The sequence below is a fragment of the Pseudomonas sp. NFACC43 genome (assembly GCF_900119645.1).
Taxonomy (GTDB): domain Bacteria; phylum Pseudomonadota; class Gammaproteobacteria; order Pseudomonadales; family Pseudomonadaceae; genus Aquipseudomonas.
In genome coordinates this window covers 105,474-131,293 of sequence record NZ_FPKK01000003.1, presented here as the reverse complement: position 1 = coordinate 131,293, position 25,820 = coordinate 105,474, and the positions used below count along the sequence as shown (strand labels likewise).

The following is a 25,820-nucleotide window of genomic DNA, read 5'->3' as shown; positions in this document are numbered from 1 at the left end:
AGCAAAAAGGCGCCGAAAGGCGCCTTTTTGCTGGCTTCAGGAATACGCCGACCTCTGTGGGAGCGAGCTTGCTCGCGATGGCGGCGGCACGCCCGGCATCCATGCAAGCTGATCCTCTGCTATCGCGAGCAAGCTCGCTCCCACAAGGGGGTATCAAATCCCAGGCAAACAAAAACGCCCGGCATCTAGCCGGGCGTCCTGTATTGACTTGTTAGCGAGCGCGGTAAGTGATGCGCCCTTTACTCAAGTCATAGGGCGTCAGCTCGACGCGCACTTTGTCACCGGTCAGAATACGAATGTAGTTCTTGCGCATCTTGCCGGAGATATGCGCGGTAACGACGTGCCCATTTTCCAACTCCACGCGAAACATGGTGTTGGGCAGGGTGTCGACGACAGTGCCTTCCATTTCGAAGCTGTCTTCTTTCGACATGCAGTAAAGCCCTCGGTATCCAGTGAATGGCCCGGTGCAACTGCGCCAGGCAAAAGCGGCGTGCATTGTGCCCGAAAAAGGGGGGGCAAGCCAAGGGGTTCTTGGGGGCGTTCTCTGTTGGTTCTTTATCGCGGTAGGGAAGCCCATCGAGAGCGTCCTCTAGTTGAGAACCACCCAACGCTGGTTGATCAGCAATTCGATAGGCCGATATTGGGTCTTGTAGTTCATTTTTTTGCAGTTCTTGATCCAGTAGCCCAGGTATACCGCTTCCAGGCCCAGGCGCCGGGCTTCGGCGATCTGCCAGAGAATGGCAAACCGTCCCAGGCTACGCCGCTCCTCGTTGGGCTCGTAGAAGGTGTACACGGCGGAAAGGCCGTTGGGCAGCAGGTCCGTCACGGCAATGGCCACCAGTCGTCCTTCGAGGCGGAACTCATAAAAACGAGAGAAGGGCAGGTCGCGAACCAGGAAGGTGGAGAACTGATCGCGGCTGGGCGGGTACATGTCGCCGTCGGCATGGCGCTGCTCGATATAGCGTTGGTACAGGTCGAAATATTCTTCGCTGAACTGTGGTTTGGCCGGCCGCACCTGGATATCGGCGTTGCGTTTGAAGATGCGCTTCTGCTGGCGATTGGGCGTGAACCGCGCTACGGGTATGCGGGCGGGCACACAGGCGTTGCAATGCTGGCAATGAGGCCTGTAGAGGTGGTCGCCGCTGCGACGGAAACCCATTTCCGACAGGTCAGCGTAGACATGCACGTCCATGGGCTGGCTAGGGTCGAGGAACAGCGTCGTGGCCTGCTCCTCCGGCAGATAACTGCAAGAGTGGGGCTGAGTGGCATAGAACTTCAAACGCGCCAACTCGGTCATGATCAACCCTCGGGCATAAGACGAAAACAAACTCTGGTTAAGTGTAAGCCACCAGCGCCAATGTCGCTCAGCAAACCCAGGTCGCTTGGTTGGGGCGGTCCAGATGGGCCTTGAGATAGCCGGCGAACGCAGTGCGTGGGATCGATCGGGCGCCCAGGCTGTGCAGGTGCTCGGTAGGCATCTGGCAGTCTATCAGCACGAAACCGGCCGTCTTGAGGTGCTGGACCAGGGTCGCGAAGCCGAATTTAGAGGCATTGTCGGCCCGGCTGAACATGGACTCGCCAAAAAACAGCTGCCCCATGGCCAATCCGTACAGGCCGCCCACCAGCTGGCCCTGGTCCCAGACTTCCACCGAATGGGCGAAGCCGCGTCGATGCAGTTCCAGATAGGCGGTTTGCATGGCCTCGGTGATCCAGGTCCCGTCGGCATAGGCGCGGGGCTCGGCGCAGGCCTTGATTACAGCAGCGAAGTCCTTGTCGAACGTCACTTCATAGCGTTGCTTGCGCAGAAGCTTGCCCAGGCTGCGCGAGACATGCAGTTCGTCGGGAAACAGAACGGTGCGTGGATCGGGTGACCACCACAGGATTGGCTGACCCTCGGAAAACCACGGGAAGCAGCCGTGGCGGTAGGCCTGGATCAGCCGGTCGGCGGACAGGTCGCCACCAGCGGCCAGCAGCCCGTTGGGGTCGCGCATGGCTTTTTCCAGTGGTGGAAAATCGAGGGTGTTGCGTTGTAACCAAGTCAGCATGGGTGTCCGGGCTTGCAGAAGGGGAGGGGGCGGGCGCGTTCACGTTCTGCTCGGATCGGCGCCCGCCCAAAGGTTAACCGTCAAACGGCAGGAATGTCATCGAGATACTTCTCGGCGTCGAGGGCGGCCATGCAGCCGGCACCGGCCGAGGTAATGGCCTGGCGATACACGTGGTCGGCCACGTCGCCGGCCGCGAACACGCCTTCGATATCGGTGGCGGTGGCATTGCCCTCGCTGCCACCGCGCACCAACAGATAGCCGTCCCGCATGTTCAACTGGCCCTGGAACAGGTCGGTATTGGGCTTGTGGCCGATGGCGATGAACACGCCGGCCAGTTGCAAGGTGCTGGTTTCGCCGCTCTGGCTGTTGCGCAGGCGAGCGCCGGTCACGCCGCTGGCGTCGCCCAGCACTTCGTCCAGGTTCTCGTTCCAGTGCAGGCGGATATTGCCGTTGGCGGCCTTTTCGAAGAGTTTGTCCTGGAGTATTTTTTCCGCGCGCAGCTTGTCCCGGCGGTGGATCAGGTGCACCTCCCTGGCGATATTGGACAGATACAGGGCTTCCTCCACGGCGGTGTTGCCGCCGCCGACGACGGCCACCACCTGGTTGCGGTAGAAGAATCCGTCGCAGGTGGCACAGGCGGAAACGCCCTTGCCGGCGAACGTTTCCTCCGAGGGCAGGCCCAGGTACTGGGCCGAGGCGCCGGTGGCGATAATCAGCGCGTCGCAGGTATAAGTGCCGCTGTCGCCGATGAGTTCGAACGGACGCTGCTGCAACTTGGCGGTGTGGATATGGTCGTAGACGATCTGTGTGTCGAAGCGCTCGGCGTGTCGTTGCATGCGCTCCATCAGCACCGGTCCGGTCAGGCCTTCGACATCGCCGGGCCAGTTGTCGACCTCCACCGTGGTGGTGAGCTGGCCACCGGCCTGCAGGCCGGTGATGACAACGGGTTTGAGGTTGGCGCGGGCGGCATAGACAGCAGCGCTGTAGCCGGCGGGGCCAGATCCGAGAATGATCAGGCGCGAATGCTTCACTTCGTTCATAAAAACACCTCATAAGCCTTTGTCACAAAAGAGAATGCGTGCTCAAATTGGCGCTGGTGCCACTTTTTCTGGCTATGCTCCAACCACGCGGGCGGGCAATGCCTCCGGGCTGCTAAACCCGTACAATGCTTGTGTTTTGAACGCCGGACGGGCAAAAGGTCAAATCTTGGGCAACACCTGCGGTTTTCCGGATGCACGTCTCAGTGGTAAAAGTAGTACCGGTTGAGCACTTTCACTTTTTTGCCGGCTCCTGCGGGCCGTTTTTTACACGTTCAGTCATTCAACAGAGGAACGCGCCGTCGGCGCAGGAAAAGAAGCGTTTTGAAGAAATCCACCGCAGCACCCAAGACAGTCGTTCCGCTCTGGCGCCAGCAATTGCACTACCGGCTCAAGGAAGGTGCATTGATCGCCATCGGGGCCTTGTGCCTGTTCCTGATGATGGCCTTGCTGACCTACGGCAAGGATGATCCGGGCTGGAGCCACAACAGCAAGATCGACGACGTGCAGAACTTTGGCGGTCCGGCCGGCTCCTACAGCGCCGACATCCTGTTCATGGTGCTGGGCTATTTCGCCTATATCTTCCCGCTGCTGCTGGCGATCAAGGCCTACCAGATCTTCCGCCAGCGCCACGAGCCGTGGCAGTGGAGCGGCTGGTTGTTCTCCTGGCGGCTCATCGGCCTGGTGTTCCTGGTGCTGTCGGGCGCCGCGCTGGCCCATATCCATTTTCATGCGCCCACCGGCCTGCCGGCCGGAGCCGGCGGTGCGCTGGGGGAAAGCCTTGGCGACCTGGCCAGGAATGCCCTGAACATCCAGGGCAGCACATTGCTGTTCATTGCCCTGTTTCTCTTTGGCCTGACCGTATTCACCGATCTTTCCTGGTTCAAGGTCATGGACATCACCGGCAAGATCACCCTCGACCTGATCGAGCTGATCCAGGGGGCGGTGAATCGCTGGTGGGCGGCGCGCACCGAGCGCAAGCAGCTGGTGGCGCAACTGCGTGAGGTCGACGACCGCGTCCACGACGTGGTGGCGCCGACCGTCCCCGACAAGCGCGAGCAGGCCAAGGTCAAGGAGCGCCTGATCGAGCGTGAGCAGGCCTTGAGCAAGCACATGTCCGAGCGCGAGAAACAGGTGCCGCCGGTCATCACCATGGCCCCGGCCAAGGCGCCGGAGCCGAGCAAGCGCGTGCAGAAGGAAAAACAGGTGCCCCTGTTCGTCGACAGCGCGGTGGAAGGCACCTTGCCGCCGATTTCAATCCTCGATCCGGCCGAGAAGAAACAGCTCAACTATTCCCCCGAGTCCCTGGCGGCCGTCGGCCATCTGCTGGAGATCAAGCTCAAGGAGTTCGGGGTCGAGGTTTCGGTGGATTCGATCCACCCGGGGCCGGTCATCACCCGTTACGAAATCCAGCCGGCCGCCGGCGTGAAGGTCAGCCGCATCGCCAACCTCGCGAAGGACCTGGCGCGTTCGCTGGCCGTCACCAGCGTACGGGTGGTGGAAGTGATTCCGGGCAAGACCACCGTGGGTATCGAGATTCCCAACGAAGATCGCCAGATCGTGCGTTTCTCCGAGGTGCTCTCGACTCCCGAGTACGACAACCACAAGTCGCCGGTCACCCTGGCCCTGGGCCACGACATCGGCGGCAAGCCGGTCATCACCGACCTGGCGAAGATGCCCCACCTGCTGGTGGCCGGTACCACCGGTTCGGGTAAGTCGGTGGGTGTGAACGCGATGATCCTGTCGATCCTGTTCAAGTCCGGCCCGGAAGACGCCAAGCTGATCATGATCGACCCGAAGATGCTCGAACTGTCGATCTACGAAGGCATTCCGCACCTGCTGTGCCCGGTGGTGACCGACATGAAGGACGCCGCCAACGCCCTGCGCTGGAGCGTTGCCGAGATGGAGCGTCGCTACAAGCTGATGGCCAAGCTGGGCGTGCGCAACCTGTCGGGCTTCAACGCCAAGGTCAAGGAGGCCGAGGAGGCGGGCACGCCGTTGACCGACCCGCTGTACCACCGCGAAAGCATCCACGACGAGGCGCCGCTGCTGCACAAGCTGCCGACCATCGTGGTGGTGGTGGACGAATTCGCCGACATGATGATGATCGTCGGCAAGAAGGTCGAAGAACTGATCGCCCGGATCGCCCAGAAGGCCCGTGCGGCCGGTATCCACCTGATCCTCGCTACCCAGCGACCATCCGTGGACGTGATCACCGGCCTGATCAAGGCCAACATCCCGACTCGCATGGCGTTCCAGGTGTCGAGCAAGATCGACTCGCGCACCATCATCGACCAGGGGGGCGCCGAACAACTGCTGGGCCATGGTGACATGTTGTACATGCCACCGGGGACCAGCCTGCCAATCCGGGTGCACGGTGCGTTCGTTTCCGACGACGAAGTGCACCGGGTGGTGGAGGCGTGGAAACTGCGCGGCGCCCCCGAATACAACGACGACATCCTCAACGGCGTCGAAGAGGCTGGCAGCGGCTTCGAAGGCGGTGGTGGCGGTGGCGACGAAGACGCGGAAACCGATGCGCTCTATGACGAAGCGGTGCAGTTCGTCCTGGAAAGCCGTCGGGCGTCGATTTCCGCCGTCCAGCGCAAGCTCAAGATCGGCTATAACCGCGCCGCCCGCATGATCGAGGCCATGGAAATGGCCGGGGTCGTGACGGCCATGAACACCAACGGCTCGCGTGAAGTGCTGGCGCCGGGCCCGATGCGCGACTGACAACGACCTGGGCGGCCTGTCGGTGACACGCCGCCCATCCCCCACGAATTCATGAGGACTCCCATGCGCCTGATTCGCATGTTGCTGTTACCCGTACTGGCCCTGACCACGTTGTCGGCCCATGCCGATGAAAAGGACGTGGCGCGCCTGACCCAGTTGCTGGAGCGCTCCCAGACCCTGACCGCACGCTTTTCCCAGCTGACCCTCGATGGCAGCGGCACCCAACTGCAGGAAACCGCCGGTGAAATGGCCCTGCAGCGTCCTGGCCTGTTCTACTGGCACACCGATGCGCCGGCCGAACAGCTGATGGTGTCCGATGGCAAGAAAGTCTCCCTGTGGGACCCGGACCTGGAGCAGGTCACTATCAAGACCCTCGACCAGCGCCTGACCCAGACCCCGGCCTTGCTGCTGTCCGGCGATATCTCCAAGATCAGCCAGAGCTTCGACATCAGTGCGAAGGAAGCCGGTGGCGTGATCGACTTCACCCTCAAGCCCAAGACCAAGGACAGCCTGTTCGATAGCCTGCGCCTGTCGTTCCGCAATGGCCTGGTCAATGACATGCAACTGATCGACAGCGTCGGCCAGCGCACCAACATCCTGTTCACCGGTGTGAAGGCCAACGAGCCGATCGCCGCGTCCAAGTTCAAGTTCGACATCCCCAAGGGTGCCGATGTGATCCAGGAGTAACCCCATATAGCCGCTGTGGGAGCGAGCTTGCTCGCGATAGCGTCGGATCAGTGGGAGTTGCGGTGACTGGCACACCGCTATCGTCGGATCGCCGCCCGGAGCAAGCTCGCTCGCGCAATCGATTGTGGTGTTCAATTGTTTAACTGATCGGCAACAGGACCCGGCGGAGGTTTTGTAAAATCATGGACCTGTTTCGAAGTGCCCCGATCGCCCAGCCACTGGCTGCCCGCCTGCGTGCGACCAACCTGGACGAGTACGTCGGCCAGGAGCATGTGCTCGCTCGCGGCAAGCCTTTGCGCGAAGCCCTGGAGCAGGGTGCGTTGCACTCGATGATTTTCTGGGGGCCGCCGGGGGTGGGCAAGACCACCCTGGCGCGGCTGCTGGCGGAAGTCTCGGACGCGCATTTCGAAACGGTCTCGGCGGTGCTGGCCGGGGTCAAGGAGATCCGCCAGGCGGTGGAAGTGGCCAAGCAGCAGGCCGGCCAGTACGGCAAGCGCACCATCCTGTTCGTGGACGAAGTGCACCGCTTCAACAAGTCGCAGCAGGATGCGTTCCTGCCCTACGTCGAGGACGGCACGCTGATCTTCATCGGCGCGACCACCGAAAACCCCTCGTTCGAACTCAACAACGCCTTGCTGTCCCGGGCGCGGGTCTATGTGCTCAAGAGCCTCGACGAGGCCGCGATGCGCAAGCTGGTGCAACGCGCATTGACCGAAGAACGAGGCCTGGGCAAGCGCAGGCTGAGCCTCAGCGATGAAGGTTTCCAGATGCTGGTGTCCGCCGCCGATGGCGATGGTCGCCGCCTGCTCAATCTGTTGGAGAACGCGTCGGACCTGGCCGAGGATGACAGCGAGATCGGCGTCGAGCTGCTGCAAAGCCTGCTGGGCGATACCCGGCGGCGTTTCGACAAGGGCGGCGAGGCGTTCTATGACCAGATCTCGGCGCTGCACAAATCCATCCGCGGTTCCAATCCCGATGCGGCCTTGTACTGGTTCGCGCGGATGATCGATGGCGGCTGCGATCCGCTGTACCTGGCGCGGCGGGTGGTACGCATGGCCAGCGAAGACATCGGCAATGCCGACCCGCGGGCCCTGAGCCTGTGCCTGGCGGCCTGGGACGTTCAGGAACGCCTCGGCAGCCCCGAAGGCGAGCTCGCCGTGGCCCAGGCCATTACCTACCTGGCCTGCGCGCCGAAAAGCAACGCGGTGTACATGGGCTTCAAGGCAGCGATGCGCAGCGCCACCGAGCACGGTTCCCTCGAAGTGCCACTGCACCTGCGCAACGCACCGACAAAGCTCATGAAGCAATTGGGCTATGGCGAAGAATACCGTTACGCCCACGATGAGCCGGATGCCTATGCCGCCGGCGAAGACTATTTTCCCGAAGAGCTCGAACCCCAGTCGTTCTATCAGCCGGTGCCCCGTGGCCTCGAGTTGAAGATCGGTGAGAAGCTCAATCACCTGGCGCAACTGGACCGCTCGAGTCCACGGCAGCGGAGAAAACCTTGATTCCCCTGATCCTCGCAGTCTCCGCCGGCGGCATTGTCGGCACCTTGTTGCGTTTCGCCACGGGCAACTGGATCAATGCAAATTGGCCCCGACACTTCTATACCGCGACGCTGGCCGTTAATATCGTGGGCTGTCTGCTGATCGGCGTTCTATACGGTCTGTTTTTGATTCGCCCGGAAGTGCCCATCGAGGTGCGTGCGGGGCTGATGGTCGGCTTTCTTGGCGGCCTGACGACTTTTTCATCCTTTTCACTGGATACGGTGCGCCTGCTGGAAAGCGGGCAGGTGCCGCTGGCCCTGGGCTATGCGGCCATCAGCGTATTCGGCGGGCTGCTCGCCACCTGGGCCGGCCTGTCCCTGACCAAACTTTGATAACGAGAGACCGACATGCTCGATTCCAAACTGTTACGTAGCAACCTTCAGGACGTAGCGGATCGCCTGGCCTCCCGCGGCTTCGTCCTGGATGTCGCGCGCATCGAAACGCTGGAAGAACAGCGCAAGAGCGTCCAGACCCAGACCGAAAAACTGCAGGCCGAGCGTAACGCCATTTCCAAGAGTATTGGCCAGGCCAAGCAGCGCGGCGAAGATATCGCGCCGTTGATGGCGAACGTCGAGAGCATGGGAACCGAGCTCGCCAACGGCAAGATCGCCCTGGACAAGATCCAGACCGAGCTGGATTCGATCCTGCTGGGCATCCCGAACCTGCCCCACGAGTCGGTACCGATCGGCGAAGACGAAGAGGGCAATGTCGAGGTGCGTCGCTGGGGCACGCCAAAGAACTTCGATTTCCCGGTGCAGGACCACGTGGCCCTGGGCGAGAAATTCGGCTGGCTGGATTTCGAGACCGCCGCCAAGCTGTCCGGCGCCCGTTTTGCCCTGTTGCGCGGGCCGATCGCCCGTCTGCACCGGGCCCTGGCACAGTTCATGATCAACCTGCACGTCACCGAGCACGGTTACGAGGAAGCCTACACCCCGTACCTGGTCCAGGCGCCGGCCCTGCAAGGCACCGGCCAGCTGCCCAAGTTCGAGGAAGACCTGTTCAAGATCGGTCGTGAAGGCGAAGCCGATCTGTACCTGATCCCCACCGCCGAAGTGTCGCTGACCAACATCGTCGCCGGCGAAATCGTCGATGCCAAGCAACTGCCGATCAAATTCGTGGCCCATACGCCATGCTTCCGCAGCGAAGCCGGCGCGTCGGGTCGCGATACCCGTGGCATGATCCGCCAGCATCAGTTCGACAAGGTGGAGATGGTGCAGATCGTCGAGCCTTCGAAATCCATGGACGCGCTGGAAAGCCTCACTGCCAACGCCGAGAAGGTCCTGCAGTTGCTGGAGCTGCCGTATCGCACCCTGGCCCTGTGCACGGGTGACATGGGCTTCAGCGCGGTCAAGACCTATGACCTGGAAGTGTGGATCCCGAGCCAGGACAAGTACCGCGAGATTTCCTCGTGCTCCAACTGCGGCGATTTCCAGGCCCGTCGGATGCAGGCCCGTTACCGCAACCCTGAAACCGGCAAGCCGGAACTGGTCCACACCCTCAATGGCTCGGGCCTGGCGGTGGGCCGTACCCTGGTGGCCGTACTGGAGAACTACCAGCAGGCCAACGGTTCGATCCGCGTGCCTGAGGTGTTGAAGCCCTACATGGGCGGCATCGAGGTCATCGGTTAAATGGATTATCTGCCACTGTTCCATAACCTGCGCGGTAACCGCGTGCTGGTGGTGGGCGGCGGGGAAATTGCCTTGCGCAAATCCCGGCTGCTGGCCGATGCCGGCGCGTTGCTGCGGGTAGTCGCACCCGACATCGAACCGCAGTTGCGGGAACTGGTCAGTGGCAGCGGCGGCGAGTGTGTCCAGCGCGGTTACCTGGAGTCGGATCTGGACGGTTGCGGGCTGATCATTGCCGCCACCGACGACGAACCACTCAATGCCCAGGTCTCGGCCGACGCCCACAAGCGTTGCGTTCCGGTCAACGTGGTGGACGCGCCGGCCCTGTGCAGCGTGATCTTCCCGGCGATCGTCGACCGCTCGCCCTTGGTGATCGCGGTGTCCAGTGGCGGCGACGCGCCGGTGCTGGCGCGGCTGATCCGGGCCAAGCTGGAAACCTGGATTCCCTCGACCTATGGGCAGTTGGCCGGGCTGGCGGCGCGTTTTCGCAATCAGGTCAAGCAACTGTTTCCTGATGTCCAGCAGCGCCGGGCGTTCTGGGAAGAGGTGTTCCAAGGCCCTATCGCCGACCGTCAGCTGGCCGGACAAGGCGGCGAAGCCGAGCGCTTGCTGCGGGAAAAGATCGACGGCCAGGCGCCGAACGCGCCGGGCGAAGTCTATCTGGTGGGTGCCGGGCCGGGTGATCCGGACCTGTTGACCTTCCGCGCCTTGCGCTTGATGCAGCAGGCGGACGTGGTGCTGTACGACCGCCTGGTGGCGCCGGCAATCCTCGAACTGTGCCGGCGCGACGCCGAGCGCATCTACGTTGGCAAGCGCCGCGCCGAACACGCCGTGCCTCAGGATCAGATCAACCAGCAATTGGTCGACCTGGCCCGTCAGGGCAAGCGCGTGGTGCGGTTGAAGGGTGGCGATCCGTTCATCTTCGGCCGTGGTGGCGAGGAGATCGAAGAGCTGGCGGCCCATGGCATCCCGTTCCAGGTCGTCCCCGGCATCACCGCCGCCAGTGGTTGCGCGGCCTACGCCGGGATCCCGCTGACCCATCGCGACTACGCCCAATCGGTGCGTTTCATCACGGGCCATCTCAAGGACGGCACCAGCGACCTGCCATGGGCCGACCTGGTTTCACCGGCCCAGACCCTGGTGTTCTACATGGGCTTGGTCGGCCTGCCGATGATCTGCAACGAGCTGATCAAGCACGGTCGCGCGGCGGATACGCCGGCGGCGTTGATCCAGCAAGGCACCACGTCCAACCAGCGGGTCTTTACCGGCACTTTGGCGGACTTGCCACGGCTGGTGGCCGAGCACGAAGTGCATGCGCCGACCCTGGTGATCGTCGGGGAAGTGGTGCAACTGCGCGAGAAGCTGGCCTGGTTCGAAGGGGCTCAGGGGCAGGTCTAGAAGGACCGAGCTGCCTGCAATCGCGAGCCTGCTCGCGATTGGCCTTCAGAGGCAATAAAAATCCTGGATCAACCCTCAGTCCCACGCCAAATCCCTTTCCCACTCAACCTTCCCCGATCATGGGCAACCCTGAAATCCTGCTGCGGCCCCTTGGGTACGATCCCGTTGGGGTTGATGGTCTTGTGGCTGCCATAGTAATGACGCTGGATGTGGGTGAAGTCCACGGTGTCGGCGATGCCCGGCCACTGGTACAGCTCCCGCAGCCAGTTCGACAGGTTCGGGTAGTCGGCGATGCGGCGCAGGTTGCATTTGAAATGGCCGAAATACACCGCGTCGAAACGGATCATGGTGGTAAACAGGCGGATATCCGCTTCGGTGAGGTATTCGCCGGTCAAGTAGCGTTGCAGGCCCAACAGCGCCTCCAGTCGGTCCAGTTCGGCGAACAGCTGGTCGAATGCCTGCTCATAGGCTTGTTGGGTGGTGGCGAAGCCGGCGCGATAGACCCCGTTGTTTACCGCCGGATAGATGCGCTCGTTCAGCGCGTCGATATCGTTGCGCAAGTGTTCGGGGTAGAGGTCCAGGGTATTGCCGGTCAAGCCATCGAACGCACTGTTGAACATGCGGATGATCTCCGCCGATTCGTTGCTGACGATACGTTGCCGTTGTTTGTCCCACAGCGCTGGAACGGTGACGCGGCCGGTATAGTCCGGCGTATCGGCGGTATAGCGCTGGTGCAGGAAACTCAGGTTGTCGAGTTTGTCGCCGGTCGAGCCGTGGGCCTTGTCGAAGGTCCAGCCGTTCTCCAGCATCAGGTAGCTGACCACCGAGACGTCGATCAGCTCTTGCAGGCCCTTGAGCTTGCGCAAGATCAGCGTGCGATGAGCCCAGGGACAGGCCAGGGACACATACAGATGGTAGCGCCCCGGTTCGGCGGCAAATCCACTATCACCCGTGGGACCGGCGCTGCCGTCGGCGGTGATCCAGTGACGGCGTTGCGCCTGTTCGCGCTGGAACGTGCCGTCCTTGCTTTCATACCACTGATCCTGCCAGCGGCCTTCGACTAACAAACCCATCTCGATCTCCTCGGCCAATACACATTGGAGACGAGTCTATTCCGATAGGTTCGAACAAAAAGCGCAAAGGTTGGGCGTTGATGATCGATTAAATCGATCGATCTCGCGCTTCCCAATAGTGCCGGGCCTTCTCGAACGCTTCTTCGCGAGCCTGGCCCAGGCCGCGCAAGGCCAGGGCCATGGTGGCGATCAACGCGAGTCGGGGGTAGCTGTCTTCCACTTCGCCGCGCCAGACCGCCTTGAGGTGTTCGGGGTCGAGGCTTTCAGGCTTGACGTGGCGCTGATCGGACAGCCGTGGCCATTCCTCATCCCAGCTCGTGCCGCCAGTGGTGCCATACAGATGATTGTCGGCGTCCGGGTTGATCTCGATCTCGCCGCCGTCGCCCTTGATGACGATGGCCGTGTCTCCCAGCAGGCCACTGGCCTGGCGATGCACCGCCTGGTAACCGGGATGGAAGATGCTCTGCAGCCCGCAACGGGCGCCCAGCGGGTTGAGAAGGCGGGCCAGGGAATGGATCGGCGAGCGCAGGCCCAGGGTATTGCGCAGGTCGATCATATGCTGCATCCGGGGTGCCCAGTCCACCAACGGCATGAAGGCCAGGCCACCGTTGTCCAGCGCGGCACCGACCTGTGGCCAGTCGCGGCACAGTGGAATCTGCAGCGATTGCAGCAACTGTTCGGTGTAAAGCCGGCCCGCCGTATGGGCGCCGCCGCCATGCATGAAGATCCGCACCCCGTTCTGTCCCAGGCATTTGGCCGCCAGCAGGTACCACGGCAGGTGACGTTTCTTGCCGGCGTAGGTCGGCCAGTCCAGGTCCACGGCCAGGGCCGGTACCGCCAGGCGCTCGCGCAAGGCTTCGGTGAAGCCGGCCAGTTCCTCGGCGCTTTCTTCCTTGTGTCGCAACAGCATCAGGAAGGCGCCCAGCTGGGTATCCTCGACCGTTTCGTCCAGCACCATGCCCATGGCTTCCCGGGCTTCTTCGCGGGTCAGGTTGCGGGCACCGCGCTTGCCTTTGCCGAGGATGCGCACGAACTGGGCGAATGGGTGTTCGGCCGGGGTCTGGAGGGTCAGCGATGGGAAGTCGGTCATAGGCAGTTCGTCGGTTTGGGCAGGCCCGCCAGCCTGGCGGCGAGTTTGGCGGGCGTGCCTTTGAACAAGCGGTTCAGGTGCAGGCTGTTGCCTTTTTCCGTCCCCAGTTTCAGCGCGGTGTACTTGATCAGCGGCCGGGTGGCGGGAGAGAGCTGGAACTCATCGTAGAAGCTGCGCAACAGCTCGAGGATTTCCCAGTGTTCGGGGCCCAGCTCCATGCCTTCGGCAGCCGCCAGGGCAGCGGCCACGTCGGCCGACCAATCGTTGCGGTCGGCCAGGTAGCCGTCCTTGTCCAGCGCGATGGCGCGATCGCCCACGTTCAGCACATTCATAGCCAGGTATTGACCTTGTCACGCCGGACCGACAGTTCGACGAAGGCCGGGTAATCGATGGCCACGATCCAGTCCGCAATCGCCAGGCCACGCGCCTGGGCATCTTCCAGAAGCACGAAGCGCTGCTGATGGAGGGCTTGCAGGGCCTGGAACGGTTGGGTGCCGGGCTGCAACGCATAAGTCGCGTCGCCACACAGCAGCAGCGCATCCTGGCTCCCCAGGATCCGCAGGCAACTGCCGAAGCGCTCGTCGCCGAAAGGCGAATGGGATAACACATGCAAAGTCGACATCAGAGCGTGATCACCTGGTCGTAACGGTCAATGAGAGCGGTGATGTCTCGGGCGGTCAGCACCTTCATGTCGTCCAGCGCCAGGGCCGCGGTGTCGATACCGCGCCGGGCGGCACTGTCGGCGCAGACGAAGAGCGCTTCCACGCCGAACATCGGCAAAGCCTGCAGGTTCGCGCTGAGGTCTTTCTGCTGGACGGCCCTGGCATCCTGGCCGGCGAGCAGCTGGAGCACACCGTCATCGAGAAAGAGCAGGCCAATGGGCAGGTCGAACGCACCACCGGCCAGCACGATATCCAGGGCTTCCCGGGCACCGGGACCCGACCACGGGGACTGGCGGCTGATGAGCAGCAGGGACTTGGCCATCACGCGCCTCCAAAGCAGATCAAACGGTCGGCATCCTGGATCGCATCGTGCAACTGGCCCAACCCGGACAAGGCCCAAGGCGCCTCGACGCTGACCGCCGAACGCTGGTAGCGCCGGGCTTCGTCTTCGTCCAGCACGCCACGGCGCAATGCCGCGGCGATGCACACCACGCCGTCGAGTCGGTTATCGCTGACGAAGGCGCGCCATTGCCGGGGCAAGTCCTGTTCGTCCTGTGGCGTGACCACGCCGCTGTCGGCGTTATGGACGCCGTCCTGATAGAAAAACAGCCGCACGATCTCGTGCCCGCCGGCCAGCGCGGCCTGGGCGAACAGCAAGGCGCGGCGCGAGGAGGGGGCGTGGGCGGCGGAAAACAGCGCGATGGCGAACTTCATGACAGACCCGATGAGCAAAACTGCGGCCATGATAAAGCTTTATGGGCGCAGCGGCGATTGCCAGGCGATTCAACACAAGGGACGTGGTTTGAAGGCTGTGTGGCGAGGGAGTTTAGCGAAACGTCGCGCCACCCCGCGCCAGAGATGATACCCAGTCCATTCGGGCTACTGCTCGAGGCCATGCAGCTCGCAATATTCTTCCCAGTCCATTCCTGCCATTTCCGCCACTTCCTTATGCACTTCCAGGCGCTGCACCTGGTAGTCCTGGGGTGAGGCGGCGGTCAGTTGCAGGGTCAGTTCCCAAGCGAACAGGCCCAGGCGCTCGGCCTCGGCTTCGAACGCTTCATGCAGCCGCTCGGCACGGTACTGCGCCGGTGTCTCGCCCTTGGCCTGGGCCAGCAGCGGGTTGAGGTTATCCAGTTCCACACGCAGTTCGGGACGCTCATCGAGGAATCTGTCCAAGGCCCGTTCATGTTGCTGTTCGCTTGCCGCCATGGTCACTCCTTTGGGATTGCGAGAAGTCTCACAGGTTGCGCGAATCGTTGCCCTCTGTCCCGTATAAATTTGAGTAAAGCAGCACGAAGGCGAGTGTCGCAGTGCTACAGTCCGCTTTTTTTCGATGAGTGAACGCAATGCGAATGTTGACGGTGGCCCTGGCCGCGATCCTGCTGGCCGGCTGCGCAGGCTCGGCGATGAACCAGGCCAGGACGCAAGCCCCTTACAAGACCATGACGTCCGACAAGCCGGAACAGGTCGTGGCCCAGTGCGTGCAGTTCTCCTGGCAGGATGAAGCGGTGTTCGGCGAGGACGCCGGCGCCTACCTGCAACCGGGCAAGAAAGGTGGCTCGACGGTGTATACCCGTTCCGCCGAATCCTTTGTCGACCTGCAGACCGACGCCACCGGCACGACATTGAACTATTACGCCCGGCACGACGATTTCGTGGCCAAGCGCCGGTTGGCGGCGCTGGCGACCTGCTTGTAGAGCGCTCGCACCAACGCTGCGGATTCTGCGCAGAGCCCTCAAACGCTGGCCCGTTTTAGCGAATGATCCGAGTCCTGTCATCGCCAGGGCTCAGGATCATTGGCTCGAACAAAAGCAATGCCCGCTCCGCAGCCCGCTTCCATCCGCATCGCGTATCAATCGGCGGGAAGCAGGCGTTTCTGGAAAAAGAAACGCGTGTGACCCGGTGGGTAGTCGTCGATCTGTCCGCAGGCGGTGAAACCGAGCTTGCGATAGAACGTCGGCGCCTGGAAATCGAAGGTGTCCAGCCAGATACCGATGCAATCCTGCTCCCTCGCCAGGGTTTCGGCCAACTGCATCAGTTCACTGCCCAGGCCTTGTCCCCGAGCCTCTTGCGGCACCGACAACAATTCGATGAACAGCCAGCGATAGAACAGGCGCCCGTAGAGGCCGCCCAGGATCTCATCGCTTTGCTCGTCCCGCACCAGCCATGCCACCAGTTGCGATGCGCCGTCGCCGGCCTGGGAGACGTTGTAGCTGCGCAGCGGCGCCAGGATGGCCTCGCGTTCTTCAGCGGTGGGGGTGTCCGTACGTTCGATTCGCAGCGTCATCGGCGATGTCCTTGGGCATGGGGTGGCAAGCCGTACGAGCCTATCCCAAAGGCTTGCGTGACGTCACCCGGTCGACGGCGCACGGGCGGATTTCGTAAACCGGGCCATACTGCCTGATGCCCTTGATGCGATCCTGACCCTTAAAACAAGAAGAGACCGACCATGAAGTTCCAATCCTTTGCCCGGATCCTTGTCGCCACCTCCCTGACTTTGAGCGGCTTGCCTGCGCAATCCGCGTCCCAGGCCCCCGTCGCCGCCGAAAACGGCATGGTGGTCACCGCCCAGCACCTGGCGACCCATGTCGGCGTCGATGTGCTCAAGAAAGGTGGCAATGCCGTGGATGCGGCGGTGGCGGTGGGGTATGCCCTGGCGGTGGTGTATCCGGCGGCCGGTAACCTGGGCGGCGGTGGGTTCATGACCCTGCAACTGGCCGATGGGCGCAAGACGTTCCTGGATTTTCGCGAGAAAGCCCCGTTGGCCGCCACCGCCGACATGTACCTGGACAAGGACGGTAACGTCATCCCCGAACTCAGCACCCGCGGGCACCTGGCGGTGGGTGTGCCCGGCACGGTTTCCGGCATGGAACTGGCCCTGCAGAAATACGGCAGCATGCCTCGGGCGGAGCTGATGGCGCCGGCCATCCGTCTGGCCGATGAAGGTTTCACCCTGGAGCAGGGCGATGTGGAACTGCTGGAGACCGCCACCGATCTGTTCAGGAAGGACATGCGCGACTCCGGCGCGATCTTCCTGCATAACGGCGAGCCGATGCAGGTCGGCCAGAAGCTGGTGCAAAAGGACCTCGCCAGGACCCTGCGGGAAATCTCGGCCAAGGGCGCCGACGGCTTCTATAAAGGCTGGGTCGCCGACGCCCTCGTGACGTCCAGCCAGGCCAACAAAGGCATCATCACCCAGGCCGACCTGGACAAGTACAAGACCCGAGAACTGGCCCCGGTGGAGTGTGACTATCGCGGCTACCACATCATCTCGGCGCCACCGCCCAGTTCCGGCGGCGTGGTGCTGTGCCAGATCATGAACATCCTCGATGGCTATCCCATGAAGGAGCTGGGCTTCCATTCGGCCCAGGGCATGCATTACCAGATCGAAGCCATGCGTCACGCCTACGTGGACCGCAACAGCTACCTGGGCGACCCGGACTTCGTGCAGAACCCCATCGACCATCTGCTGGACAAGAACTACGCCGCCAAGCTGCGGGCCGCCATCGAACCGCAGAAGGCCGGTGACTCACAGAAGATCAAGCCCGGCGTGGCGCCCCACGAAGGCAGTAACACCACCCACTATTCCATCGTCGATCGGTGGGGCAACGCGGTTTCGGTCACCTATACCCTCAACGACTGGTTCGGTGCCGGAGTCATGGCGAGCAAGACCGGGGTGATCCTCAACGATGAGATGGATGACTTCACCGCCAAGGTCGGGGTACCCAACATGTACGGCCTGGTGCAGGGAGAAGCCAACGCCATCGCACCGGGCAAGGCTCCGCTGTCGTCCATGAGCCCGACCATCGTCACCAAGGACGGCAAGACTGTCATGGTGGTGGGCACGCCCGGTGGCAGCCGTATCATCACCGCGACCTTGCTGACGATCTTCAATGTCATCGACTACGGCATGAATCTGCAGGAAGCGGTGGATGCGCCGCGCTTCCATCAACAGTGGATGCCGGAAGAAACCAACCTGGAAACCTTCGCCGCCAGCCCCGACACGCAGAAGATCCTCGAAAGCTGGGGGCACAAGTTCGCAGGGCCCCAGGACCCGAACCATATCGCCGCGATCCTGGTGGGCGCCCCGTCGCTGGGAGGCAAGCCGGTGGGCAAGAATCGTTTCTACGGCGCCAACGATCCACGCCGCAATACAGGGCTGTCTCTGGGCTATTGACCATTGGAAGAGCAAGACATGAACACGGCATTGCTGATCATCGACGTCCAGAGCGGGTTGTGTGCCGGCCAAGAAGAGTGCTTCGGCAGTGAACGCCTGGTCCGGACCATCAACGAGCTCAGTGCCAGGGCCCGGGCCCTCGGCTTGCCGGTGATCCTGGTCCAGCATGAAGAACTGGACGGCTCACTGACCTACGGCAGTGCCGCCTGGCAACTGGCCGATGGGCTGGTCACCGGCGCGGACGACCTGCGGGTGCGCAAGACCGCTGCGGATGCGTTCTACCAGACCGATCTGCTGGCCCTGTTGCAGGCCCGGGGCATCGATCGCGTGGTGATTTGCGGGCTGCAGACCGACTACTGCATCAATGCCACGGTGCGCCAGGCGCATGCCCTGGGATACGAGGTGGTCCTGGCCGCCGACGCCCATTCGACGGTGGATAACGGCAGCATGGCGGCCGAACAGATCATCGCCGATCACAACCATCGGCTGGGGCGGCTAAGCAGCGCGGTATCGCGGATCGACGTAGTACCGGTCGCTGAGGTGCGCCTGTAGCAGGCCGTCAGGGCGCGCCGAAGACCATGGTCCAGTAGACCCCCGCATCGCTGCGCGAGTTGCTGGCGGAGGCCGCGCCGACCTGGGTGAACATCGGGTTCATCAAGTTGGCGCAATGCCCGGGGCTGGCGAGCCAGTCGCGCATGGCCTGGCTCGGCGTGCGTTGGCCGGCGGCGATGTTCTCGCCGAGTTTGCGCCCACGAAAGCCGGCGCTCTTGGCCCGGTCGGAGGTGGAGCGGCCATCGGGGTCGCGGTGGGAGAAGTAGTTGCCACGCGCCATGGCCCGGCTGTGACCTTCGGCAGCGGTGCCCAGCGCGGCATTCCAGCTCAACGGTCGAGCCGCCGCGAAGCGCTGGCGACCACACATCCGGGGCTTGGCCCTGGCGGCATTGACCTGGGCCAGCAGTGATTTGTCCGCCGGCGCCTCGTCACTCATGCGCGCACCGCCCAAGGGCTGCGCCAATACCACGCGCCATTCATCCCCGATCCGATTGACGCCAATGTCCGCGTACTGGCTGTCCAGTAGCGCCGAGCAATGTTCTTCCGCCAGTATCTCGAACGCTTCGTCGGCATCCCGTGCGTCGGTCAGGCGGATGCTGCGCACGGTCCGGGCCTGGTAGCCTTCGTCCATCAGGGTTTCGCGCAGACCGCCCCGAAAGCCGATCGGCAAGGCCAGCTTGGCACGCAACACCAGGGGCGGGGCGGCGCGCATCGTTCGCCATTCGCATCGATGGGACTGGCTGCGGTAGTCATTGATGGCGTTCACCAGTTGCCCTTCACCCCGGGCATGGGCCGGGCTGGCGGACAGAGGAAGCAGGAACGGGAGACACAGCGAGGCAAAACGGCGAGAGAGAACCGAGTGGCGCATGAATGAACAGCTCTGGAGGACGGGATTGCTGGAACGCCGCGGAGGGCGCCGATCAGCCCGCAAACCTGTGGTTCCGGGCTGGGGTAGGACTGTGGATTTTCAAACTGGTTTCAGAAGGGGCGAGGATTAAATGCATGACGCCTGAATGCCGCCCTGTCGCAAGGGCGCCCAGGGGGGGCGATGCGGGAGCGGGGGACGGGAGAGAATGGCATTCACTTCGCTGCTTCGGCCATCGGCGCCTTGATCCGCTCGGCCTTGCGCCAGGTCAGCAACACGATGCCTGTCACCACGATCGCGCCGCCGAGCACCTGGCCGGGATTGAGCATCTGGTCCAGCACCAGCCAGCCGATGAGCAGGGTCGCCAGCGGTTCGATGTTCATCACCGGCGCATTGCGCGGCATGTCCAGGCGCGGCACGCACATGAACAGCACGATGAACCCTGTGCCATAGAGCACCACCAGCGTGGCCAGGGCCAACCAGCCCACATGGGTCGCGGGCAGGTCGAGGCCGCCGGGCAGGGCGCCCGTCAGGCCGGCCAGGTTGACGCTGCTGAACACGATGAAAATCGTCAGCAGGCTGCGCACCGAGCCGCGCACCTGGGACAGCTTGTGATCGGTGATCCACAACGCACACGCGAAGACGCACGCGGCGCAGAATGCCAGGCCGACGCCCAGCAGCCATTGCGGGCCGACATCCGCCTGGGACGACAATCGCGACGGCACCTCCAGCACGAACACCAGGCCGACCAGGATCATGCCCATCAAGGCCGCCGTCCGGGCGGTGGGGCGGGGGCCGCCGAGGGCCCAGGTCAACAGGGCCAGCAGGATCGGAAACAGGTTGCCCACCAACAGCGCCAGCGCCACCGGCACTCGCGCCACGGCTGAATACAGGCAAAGGCTCTGGGCAGCGATCAACAGGCCGAGGACCAGTTGCCAGCGCCATGCGCCGACCGGCAGGCGCAAGCTCTGCCGTTGCCACAGAACGATGGTTGCCAGTACCAACAGCGTCCCGCCCGAGCGCAGCAGGATCGCCAGCAACACCCCGGCACCGTCATCGAAAGCCGCCCGCGCCGCGACATGGTTGCCGGCGAAGGCGCAGCCCATGCACAACAGGATCAGCACCGCGAGGTGACGGGGAAACGGGGTGGGGGTGTCGGCAGAGGAGCGGGTCATGGCAGATATCTCAAAGGCGGGACGCCGAGGCGGATAGGCTTCGGACAATTTTTAGTTATAGGTTGTCGTACGACTTGGGTCTTGTACCGAAACAGACGCAAAGAGACAAGTCTCGAATCCCGAGGGCGTGCACCGTCAACCTCGAGCCGTGGACACCCCGCGTCGTGGGGCAAGGGGTGCAGAGGGCCTGACTTTCCGCGGATACCGACGCGTCCATCGGCGATTTGCTGTACAACAACTGACCGCTGCGTTGTTTTCCGCTCCGGTCCATCTGACCTTCTCACGGAGCGACCCATGCGCCTGGCCGATTTCATCGAGCACAATATCGAACCGATCCTCCAGGCTTGGGAAGATTTCGCCAGGACCATAACGCCGGCTTCGATCGGCATGGATTCGGTGGCACTGCGCGACCATGCCGAGCAAATGTTGCGGGCCATCGCCATTGACTTGCGCACCGCCCAGACCACCGAGGAGCAGATCGCCAAATCCCACGGCGACGCCCCGGCGACGGATGTCGAAACCGCGGCCGAAACCCACGCCGTCATTCGCCAGTCCTCCGGTTTCACCGTGGAACAGATGGTCTCGGAATACCGTGCGCTACGCACCAGTGTGTTGATGCTGTGGATGCCGCAGGCCCCGTTGCAGCAAGAGCAGGCGATGTCCGATGTGATTCGCTTCAACGAGGCCGTGGACCAGGCCTTGGCGGAGTCCGTCGTGAGCTACTCGGGGGCGGTGGATGCGGCGCGCAATATGTTTCTCGGGATCCTCGGGCATGATCTGCGCAGCCCGTTGGGTGCCATCCTGCTGGGCTCTGAAGTGCTCCTGCGCGCGGGCGACCTGCCTGCCAAGGCCACCAAGATTTCTTCGCGCATCTACACCAGTGTCAAGCGTGCCAACAAGATCGTCGGCGATCTGCTGGATTTCACCCGCACCCAGCTGGGGGCCGGCATACCGGTGCAGCGCTTCAGGGGAGACCTGGTCGCGGCGTGCGAAGGCATGGTGGAGGAGGCGCGCGCCTACCATCCGGAAAGCACCATCCTCTTCGAACCGCGTGGTGCCCTCGACGGGATGTTCGACCCGGCGCGAATGGAGCAGGTGTTCTCCAACCTGATCGGCAATGCCGTGCAGCATGGGACAGAAGGCGCACCGATCACGGTTTCCCTGAGCCGGGAAGGGGATGAAGGGGTCATTGCGATCAATAACCAAGGCAAGATCATTGAAAAAGATGCCCTTGCCAGCATTTTCAATCCCCTGGTCCGTCAACTGCGCAGCGGTGACATGCAATACGGACCCACGGCTGGCCTGGGGCTGGGACTTCACATCGCCTCGGCGATCGTATCGGCCCACCAGGGCACTATCGAGGTACATTCCCAAGCGCGGGCCGGCACTACGTTCACTGTACGCATCCCGCTCAGCCAGGCTTGAGGCGTATGGCGGGACGCAGGATATTAACTTGTACGATGTCTTATCACGCGGTAAAACTGGCGTCCCCGTCCAATAATAATTAACGGAGACGTACGATGGATGCTTCACAACCTTCAATCACCGATCAGCAGCGCCGGCTCTTCCTGAAAAAATCCCTGGTGGTCTCGGCCGCCGCCGCCACCCTGGGGAACCTGCCCGGGCTCACCCAGGCCGAGCCGTTGAGCCAACGGTATCCGGACCCCCTGGTGAATGTCCTAGACCCCAGCTTCATGGACCTGCGCATTTTCAACGCCAGTGTGGAAAAGCTCGCCACCGGCCTGCGCTGGGCGGAAGGGCCGGTATGGATCGGCGATGGTCGCTACCTGCTGGTCAGCGACATCCCCAACAATCGCATCATGCGCTGGGATGAGGTTACGGGCAGCCTGTCGGTGTATCGCGAGAACGCCAACTTCTCCAATGGCATGTGTCGCGATCGCCAGGGACGGCTGCTGGTGTGCGAAGGGTCCACTACATCCAGCGAAGGCCGGCGCGTCACCCGTACCGAGCACAACGGTACGATCACCGTGCTGGCGGACAGTTTCGACGGCAAGCCTTTCAACTCGCCCAACGACATCGTCTGCAAACGCGATGGCTCGGTCTGGTTCACCGACCCACCGTTCCAGACCGGCAATAACTATGAAGGGCACAAGGTCACTCCCGTCCAGCCTCATGCGGTCTATCGCATCGATGGCGAGACTGGCAAGGTCAGCCGGGTGATCGATGACTTGGCGGGCCCCAACGGCCTGTGCTTTTCCCCGGACGAAAAAATCCTCTACGTGGTCGAAGGCCGGGCCAAGCCCAACCGCCTGGTCTGGGCGATCACGGTCAAGGACGATGGCACCCTGGGGGAGCGCCGCAAGCATATCGAGGGCTTGGATTACGCGGCCATCGACGGACTCAAGTGCGACGAGAGCGGCAACCTCTGGTGCGGTTGGGGCGGTAACGGCGACCCCAGGGCCGACCTGGAGAAACTCGACGGCGTGCGGGTGTTCGATCCGCAAGGCAAGGCCATCGGGCATATTTCCCTGCCGGAGCGCTGCCCCAATGTGTGCTTCGGCGGACGTGAGGGCAACCGGCTGTTCATGGCTGGCAGCCACTCGCTGTACTCGCTGTTCGTGAACACCCGGGGTGCGACGTTCGCCTGAAGTCCAGGCATCGCGGATCGGTTGTCGCAGGCGCCACTTGCCGAGCCCGACGGCGACCTCTCGTTCATCGATCGGTCGCCGACTGGAGCGCGCAGCTCCATAGCTCCACAGCCGGTCGAGCCTGGCTAGCCGGTCCCAGCCAATGGCTCATCGGCTGGCAGTGTCCGGCATGACACAGCTGGTAGTCACCGGCTTGGGGCGTGCGCCCCAGCTTCAGCGGTTGCAGCGGTGGCAGTTGGCGATGGAAGCGCCAACTGCCATTTGCCAGCCGGGCACCTTCGGGAATTTCCATGCCGGCCCCATTGCCCTTGACCCTGGCCTCGCCCAGGACCAGGCCTTCTTCTGTGATGTGATAGTCCTCTTCCCAGCGGATCTTTTCGATGGTGTGATCCCAGGCCAGCGTGAAGTCGCGCAGCTCCAGTTGCGCCCAGACTGCGCCGGAGAGTCCCAGGCATAGGCCAATCAAGCCAAGGCCCGCCCGACACGGCGGGCACGCCAGAGGTGTTGGCCGATCAACAGCGCACCCAGGACAAAGCCGATTTCATCGGTCAGCGGCAGCGCCACCACCAGCAGTGCGCCGGCGGCAAAACAGGCCAGCCGTTCCAGGAGGGGCATCTTCTGTTGCAGGAAACCGGTGGATGCCATTCCCCACAGGCCGACGGCGAGCAGTGTCTTGACCAGCATGTAGGCGGTCATCCACAAGTTGTCGCCCTGAAGCATCAGCGCCGGGTTGTAGACCGTCATGAACGGTATGACGAAACCGGCGAGGGCGATACGTACGGCCCAGAAGCTGATCTTCAGGCCGCTTTCCCTGGCAATGGGCGCGGCGGCGAAGCAGGCCAGGGCCACCGGCGGTGTCAGGTCGGCGAGAATGCCGAAGTAGAATACGAACATGTGTGACACGATCAGCGGCACCCCTAGCTCCAGCAAGGCGGGCGCGGCGATCGAGCTGGTGATGATGTAGTTGGGAATGGTCGGGATGCCCATGCCCAGCACCAGGCAGGTGAGCATGGTCAGGATCAGTGACAGCAGGAGGTTGTCCTTGCCGATGGCGAGGATGTAACCCGCAAAAGTGGACGCGACGCCGGTCAGGGAAACCACGGCGATGATGCTGCCGACCAGGGCGCAGGCGATTCCTACCGGCACGGCGTGGCGGGCACCGTCGACCAGGGCATGCAAGCAGATGACCAGGGTTTCCCGGGTGCCTTGCATGAACCAGCAGGCCATCATCAATACAGCGATGACTGCAAAGACGATACCGATCCCCAACTGGAAAAAACCGACGCAGAAAATACCCAGCGCGACCCAGAACGCACAGCGCAGGGCATAGTTCGAGACTTTCAGGATGATCGCCGAGCCGAGGATCACGATAGCCGTCAATGCCAACCCCACCATGCCGGAAAACAGTGGTGTGCGTCCGGAAAAGAGCAGGTAGACCAGCACCGCGAGCGGGATCAGCAGATACCAGTTCTCCTTGACCGCGCTCCAGGCGCTCGGGCATTGGTCCTTGGGCAGGCCTTTGAGATCGGAGCGTTTGGCCTCCAGGTGCACCATCCAGAATACCGAGCCGAAATACAGGCATGCCGGTATCAAGGCCGCCTTGGCAATTTCCACGAAGGGCACGTTGATGGTCTCGGCCATGATGAACGCCACGGCGCCCATCACCGGTGGCATGATCTGGCTGCCCATGCTGGCCGTCGCTTCCACGCCACCGGCGAACGCAGCCTTGTAGCCGAAGCGCTTCATCAACGGGATGGTGAACTGCCCGGTGGTCACCACATTGGCGATGCCCGAACCGGTGATGGTGCCCATCAATGCCGATGACACCACCGACACCTTCGCCGGGCCGCCCAGCTTGTGGCCGAACAGGCCCATGGAAAAGTCGGTGAACAGTTTGATCATGCCGGCCTTTTCCAGGAAGGCGCCGAACAGGATGAAAAGGAAGATATAGGTGGCCGATACATAGGTCGGCGTGCCGTAGAGCCCTTCGGTACCAAACGCCAACTGGTTGATGATCTGGTCCAGGCCATAACCGCGATGGGCCAGGTCGCCCGGCAGGTATTCGCCGAACAGGCCATAGGCCAGGAACAGGCCGCAGATGATCGGCAGCGCGATGCCCATCACGCGCCGTGCGGCTTCGAACACCAGGATGATCAGGAGACTGCCGATGACCATGTCGGTCGTGGTCAGGTCGCCGGAGCGCTGGATCAGGTCGGCTTCGAATATCCATTGGTATAGCGCCGTCGCCACGCTCGCCAGGCTCAAGGCCCAGGCCAGTGGCTGCCACGGTCGTTGTTTTCCGTAGGCCGGGTAGCTGAGAAATACCACCCACAATAGAAAACCAACATGCACAGCCCGTAATACGATGCTGGACACTGGGGAAAAGGCCGCCGTGATGATCTGGAATACGGAAAACAGCAGTGCCACGCAAAACAGGGCCTTGGGCCAATCCCGAGGATCTGCGGGGATGCCGTGCTGGTCTTCACTCATAGGTACCTGCCTGTTGTCTGCAGCGGGTGCGGAACGCAATGCTGCAACGGCGCGGTGC

27 protein-coding genes are annotated in these 25,820 nt (G+C 62.7%); 11 read left to right on the top strand and 16 right to left on the bottom strand.

Annotated elements, in window-relative coordinates:
• Positions 1-211: 211 nt before the first annotated feature.
• From infA to trxB, 4 genes are all read right to left on the bottom strand, one after another.
• Positions 212-430 carry a translation initiation factor IF-1 gene (infA, locus tag BT179_RS07475; RefSeq protein WP_002553999.1) on the bottom strand — a complete coding sequence of 73 codons (219 nt, stop codon included), beginning with the start codon at positions 428-430 and terminating at the stop codon, positions 212-214.
• Positions 431-589: 159 nt separating this feature from the next.
• A complete protein-coding gene (locus tag BT179_RS07470; RefSeq protein WP_072392875.1) occupies positions 590-1,297 on the bottom strand; it encodes an arginyltransferase in 708 nt (235 codons plus the stop codon).
• A gap of 67 nt (positions 1,298-1,364) precedes the next feature.
• The gene (aat, locus tag BT179_RS07465; protein ID WP_072392878.1) at positions 1,365-2,045 is read right to left on the bottom strand and encodes a leucyl/phenylalanyl-tRNA--protein transferase; all 681 of its coding nucleotides are present in this window, start codon (positions 2,043-2,045) and stop codon (positions 1,365-1,367) included.
• An 80-nt stretch (positions 2,046-2,125) separates the two neighbouring features.
• Complete coding sequence (gene trxB / locus BT179_RS07460; RefSeq protein WP_072392881.1) at positions 2,126-3,085, bottom strand: thioredoxin-disulfide reductase; 960 nt, start codon at positions 3,083-3,085, stop codon at positions 2,126-2,128.
• Between the two features lie 321 nt (positions 3,086-3,406).
• On the opposite strand from trxB, the gene ftsK reads away from it, so the two are divergent.
• From ftsK to cysG, 6 genes are all read left to right on the top strand, one after another.
• Entirely contained in the window at positions 3,407-5,812 is a 2,406-nt protein-coding gene (ftsK, locus tag BT179_RS07455) for a DNA translocase FtsK (RefSeq protein ID WP_072392885.1), read from the top strand.
• A gap of 63 nt (positions 5,813-5,875) precedes the next feature.
• Positions 5,876-6,499: an outer membrane lipoprotein periplasmic chaperone LolA gene (gene lolA, locus BT179_RS07450; protein WP_072392887.1), complete on the top strand. Its 624-nt coding sequence runs from the start codon at positions 5,876-5,878 to the stop codon at positions 6,497-6,499.
• 182 nt (positions 6,500-6,681) lie between these two features.
• Positions 6,682-8,007 carry a replication-associated recombination protein A gene (locus BT179_RS07445; RefSeq protein WP_072392890.1) on the top strand — a complete coding sequence of 442 codons (1,326 nt, stop codon included), beginning with the start codon at positions 6,682-6,684 and terminating at the stop codon, positions 8,005-8,007.
• On the top strand, positions 8,004-8,378 hold the full coding sequence (crcB, locus tag BT179_RS07440) for a fluoride efflux transporter CrcB (protein WP_072392893.1): 375 nt from the start codon (positions 8,004-8,006) through the stop codon (positions 8,376-8,378). The genes BT179_RS07445 and crcB overlap by 4 nt, the downstream gene beginning before the upstream one ends.
• Positions 8,379-8,393: 15 nt before the next feature.
• Positions 8,394-9,674: a serine--tRNA ligase gene (gene serS, locus BT179_RS07435; protein ID WP_072430639.1), complete on the top strand. Its 1,281-nt coding sequence runs from the start codon at positions 8,394-8,396 to the stop codon at positions 9,672-9,674.
• Positions 9,675-11,069, top strand: coding sequence for a siroheme synthase CysG (gene cysG, locus BT179_RS07430; protein ID WP_072430638.1), 1,395 nt, complete (start codon positions 9,675-9,677; stop codon positions 11,067-11,069).
• A 68-nt stretch (positions 11,070-11,137) separates the two neighbouring features.
• Here cysG and BT179_RS07425 read toward each other — a convergent pair whose 3' ends face one another.
• The 7 genes from BT179_RS07425 to BT179_RS07395 form a co-directional block, all read right to left on the bottom strand.
• Positions 11,138-12,142: a glutathione S-transferase family protein gene (locus BT179_RS07425; RefSeq protein WP_072430637.1), complete on the bottom strand. Its 1,005-nt coding sequence runs from the start codon at positions 12,140-12,142 to the stop codon at positions 11,138-11,140.
• Positions 12,143-12,230: 88 nt separating this feature from the next.
• Positions 12,231-13,232 carry a glycosyl transferase family protein gene (locus tag BT179_RS07420; RefSeq protein ID WP_072430636.1) on the bottom strand — a complete coding sequence of 334 codons (1,002 nt, stop codon included), beginning with the start codon at positions 13,230-13,232 and terminating at the stop codon, positions 12,231-12,233.
• Positions 13,229-13,564 carry a TusE/DsrC/DsvC family sulfur relay protein gene (locus BT179_RS07415; RefSeq protein WP_072392908.1) on the bottom strand — a complete coding sequence of 112 codons (336 nt, stop codon included), beginning with the start codon at positions 13,562-13,564 and terminating at the stop codon, positions 13,229-13,231. Before BT179_RS07415 ends, BT179_RS07420 begins: the two co-directional genes overlap by 4 nt.
• A complete protein-coding gene (gene tusB, locus BT179_RS07410; protein ID WP_072430635.1) occupies positions 13,561-13,854 on the bottom strand; it encodes a sulfurtransferase complex subunit TusB in 294 nt (97 codons plus the stop codon). Before tusB ends, BT179_RS07415 begins: the two co-directional genes overlap by 4 nt.
• On the bottom strand, positions 13,854-14,216 hold the full coding sequence (gene tusC, locus BT179_RS07405; RefSeq protein ID WP_072430634.1) for a sulfurtransferase complex subunit TusC: 363 nt from the start codon (positions 14,214-14,216) through the stop codon (positions 13,854-13,856). The genes tusB and tusC overlap by 1 nt, the downstream gene beginning before the upstream one ends.
• Positions 14,216-14,608 carry a sulfurtransferase complex subunit TusD gene (gene tusD / locus BT179_RS07400; protein WP_072393073.1) on the bottom strand — a complete coding sequence of 131 codons (393 nt, stop codon included), beginning with the start codon at positions 14,606-14,608 and terminating at the stop codon, positions 14,216-14,218. The genes tusC and tusD overlap by 1 nt, the downstream gene beginning before the upstream one ends.
• 165 nt (positions 14,609-14,773) lie before the next feature.
• Positions 14,774-15,103: a DUF6388 family protein gene (locus tag BT179_RS07395; RefSeq protein ID WP_072392917.1), complete on the bottom strand. Its 330-nt coding sequence runs from the start codon at positions 15,101-15,103 to the stop codon at positions 14,774-14,776.
• A 137-nt stretch (positions 15,104-15,240) separates the two neighbouring features.
• On the opposite strand from BT179_RS07395, the gene BT179_RS07385 reads away from it, so the two are divergent.
• Complete coding sequence (locus tag BT179_RS07385) at positions 15,241-15,591, top strand: hypothetical protein (protein ID WP_072392920.1); 351 nt, start codon at positions 15,241-15,243, stop codon at positions 15,589-15,591.
• A gap of 155 nt (positions 15,592-15,746) precedes the next feature.
• Here the strand turns inward: BT179_RS07385 and BT179_RS07380 are convergent, their stop codons facing one another.
• A complete protein-coding gene (locus BT179_RS07380) occupies positions 15,747-16,181 on the bottom strand; it encodes a GNAT family N-acetyltransferase (protein WP_072392923.1) in 435 nt (144 codons plus the stop codon).
• A gap of 162 nt (positions 16,182-16,343) precedes the next feature.
• Between BT179_RS07380 and ggt the strand changes: the two genes are divergently transcribed.
• Positions 16,344-18,071 carry a gamma-glutamyltransferase gene (gene ggt, locus BT179_RS07375; protein ID WP_072430633.1) on the top strand — a complete coding sequence of 576 codons (1,728 nt, stop codon included), beginning with the start codon at positions 16,344-16,346 and terminating at the stop codon, positions 18,069-18,071.
• A gap of 18 nt (positions 18,072-18,089) precedes the next feature.
• On the top strand, positions 18,090-18,623 hold the full coding sequence (locus tag BT179_RS07370; protein WP_072392929.1) for a cysteine hydrolase family protein: 534 nt from the start codon (positions 18,090-18,092) through the stop codon (positions 18,621-18,623).
• Between the two features lie 7 nt (positions 18,624-18,630).
• On the opposite strand, the gene BT179_RS07365 is transcribed toward BT179_RS07370, so the two are convergent.
• Positions 18,631-19,491 carry a CAP domain-containing protein gene (locus BT179_RS07365; RefSeq protein WP_072430632.1) on the bottom strand — a complete coding sequence of 287 codons (861 nt, stop codon included), beginning with the start codon at positions 19,489-19,491 and terminating at the stop codon, positions 18,631-18,633.
• A 212-nt stretch (positions 19,492-19,703) separates the two neighbouring features.
• Positions 19,704-20,663: an EamA family transporter gene (locus tag BT179_RS07360; protein ID WP_072392935.1), complete on the bottom strand. Its 960-nt coding sequence runs from the start codon at positions 20,661-20,663 to the stop codon at positions 19,704-19,706.
• A 294-nt stretch (positions 20,664-20,957) separates the two neighbouring features.
• Here BT179_RS07360 and BT179_RS07355 point away from each other — a divergent pair, with 294 nt between their 5' ends.
• Both BT179_RS07355 and BT179_RS07350 read left to right on the top strand, forming a co-directional pair.
• A complete protein-coding gene (locus BT179_RS07355; RefSeq protein ID WP_072392938.1) occupies positions 20,958-22,088 on the top strand; it encodes a sensor histidine kinase in 1,131 nt (376 codons plus the stop codon).
• 95 nt (positions 22,089-22,183) lie between these two features.
• Complete coding sequence (locus tag BT179_RS07350; protein WP_072392941.1) at positions 22,184-23,272, top strand: SMP-30/gluconolactonase/LRE family protein; 1,089 nt, start codon at positions 22,184-22,186, stop codon at positions 23,270-23,272.
• Positions 23,273-23,336: 64 nt separating this feature from the next.
• On the opposite strand, the gene BT179_RS07345 is transcribed toward BT179_RS07350, so the two are convergent.
• Positions 23,337-23,738 (bottom strand): DUF1850 domain-containing protein, encoded by a 402-nt coding sequence (locus tag BT179_RS07345; RefSeq protein ID WP_072430631.1) that lies wholly within the window; start codon positions 23,736-23,738, stop codon positions 23,337-23,339.
• A complete protein-coding gene (locus tag BT179_RS07340; RefSeq protein WP_072430630.1) occupies positions 23,735-25,762 on the bottom strand; it encodes a TRAP transporter permease in 2,028 nt (675 codons plus the stop codon). Before BT179_RS07340 ends, BT179_RS07345 begins: the two co-directional genes overlap by 4 nt.
• Between the last annotated feature and the right edge of the window lie 58 nt (positions 25,763-25,820).

Excerpts from the sequence above, each read along its gene's own strand:
- infA (WP_002553999.1), bottom strand. The coding sequence starts at position 430 with ATGTCGAAAGAAGACAGCTTCGAAATGGAAGGCACTGTCGTCGACACC.
- BT179_RS07470 (WP_072392875.1), bottom strand. The coding sequence starts at position 1,297 with ATGACCGAGTTGGCGCGTTTGAAGTTCTATGCCACTCAGCCCCACTCT.
- aat (WP_072392878.1), bottom strand. The coding sequence starts at position 2,045 with ATGCTGACTTGGTTACAACGCAACACCCTCGATTTTCCACCACTGGAA.
- trxB (WP_072392881.1), bottom strand. The coding sequence starts at position 3,085 with ATGAACGAAGTGAAGCATTCGCGCCTGATCATTCTCGGATCTGGCCCC.
- lolA (WP_072392887.1), top strand. The coding sequence starts at position 5,876 with ATGCGCCTGATTCGCATGTTGCTGTTACCCGTACTGGCCCTGACCACG.
- BT179_RS07445 (WP_072392890.1), top strand. The coding sequence starts at position 6,682 with ATGGACCTGTTTCGAAGTGCCCCGATCGCCCAGCCACTGGCTGCCCGC.
- serS (WP_072430639.1), top strand. The coding sequence starts at position 8,394 with ATGCTCGATTCCAAACTGTTACGTAGCAACCTTCAGGACGTAGCGGAT.
- cysG (WP_072430638.1), top strand. The coding sequence starts at position 9,675 with ATGGATTATCTGCCACTGTTCCATAACCTGCGCGGTAACCGCGTGCTG.
- BT179_RS07425 (WP_072430637.1), bottom strand. The coding sequence starts at position 12,142 with ATGGGTTTGTTAGTCGAAGGCCGCTGGCAGGATCAGTGGTATGAAAGC.
- BT179_RS07420 (WP_072430636.1), bottom strand. The coding sequence starts at position 13,232 with ATGACCGACTTCCCATCGCTGACCCTCCAGACCCCGGCCGAACACCCA.
- BT179_RS07415 (WP_072392908.1), bottom strand. The coding sequence starts at position 13,564 with ATGAATGTGCTGAACGTGGGCGATCGCGCCATCGCGCTGGACAAGGAC.
- tusB (WP_072430635.1), bottom strand. The coding sequence starts at position 13,854 with ATGTCGACTTTGCATGTGTTATCCCATTCGCCTTTCGGCGACGAGCGC.
- tusC (WP_072430634.1), bottom strand. The coding sequence starts at position 14,216 with ATGGCCAAGTCCCTGCTGCTCATCAGCCGCCAGTCCCCGTGGTCGGGT.
- tusD (WP_072393073.1), bottom strand. The coding sequence starts at position 14,608 with ATGAAGTTCGCCATCGCGCTGTTTTCCGCCGCCCACGCCCCCTCCTCG.
- BT179_RS07395 (WP_072392917.1), bottom strand. The coding sequence starts at position 15,103 with ATGGCGGCAAGCGAACAGCAACATGAACGGGCCTTGGACAGATTCCTC.
- BT179_RS07385 (WP_072392920.1), top strand. The coding sequence starts at position 15,241 with ATGCGAATGTTGACGGTGGCCCTGGCCGCGATCCTGCTGGCCGGCTGC.
- BT179_RS07380 (WP_072392923.1), bottom strand. The coding sequence starts at position 16,181 with ATGACGCTGCGAATCGAACGTACGGACACCCCCACCGCTGAAGAACGC.
- ggt (WP_072430633.1), top strand. The coding sequence starts at position 16,344 with ATGAAGTTCCAATCCTTTGCCCGGATCCTTGTCGCCACCTCCCTGACT.
- BT179_RS07370 (WP_072392929.1), top strand. The coding sequence starts at position 18,090 with ATGAACACGGCATTGCTGATCATCGACGTCCAGAGCGGGTTGTGTGCC.
- BT179_RS07365 (WP_072430632.1), bottom strand. The coding sequence starts at position 19,491 with ATGCGCCACTCGGTTCTCTCTCGCCGTTTTGCCTCGCTGTGTCTCCCG.
- BT179_RS07360 (WP_072392935.1), bottom strand. The coding sequence starts at position 20,663 with ATGACCCGCTCCTCTGCCGACACCCCCACCCCGTTTCCCCGTCACCTC.
- BT179_RS07355 (WP_072392938.1), top strand. The coding sequence starts at position 20,958 with ATGCGCCTGGCCGATTTCATCGAGCACAATATCGAACCGATCCTCCAG.
- BT179_RS07350 (WP_072392941.1), top strand. The coding sequence starts at position 22,184 with ATGGATGCTTCACAACCTTCAATCACCGATCAGCAGCGCCGGCTCTTC.
- BT179_RS07340 (WP_072430630.1), bottom strand. The coding sequence starts at position 25,762 with ATGAGTGAAGACCAGCACGGCATCCCCGCAGATCCTCGGGATTGGCCC.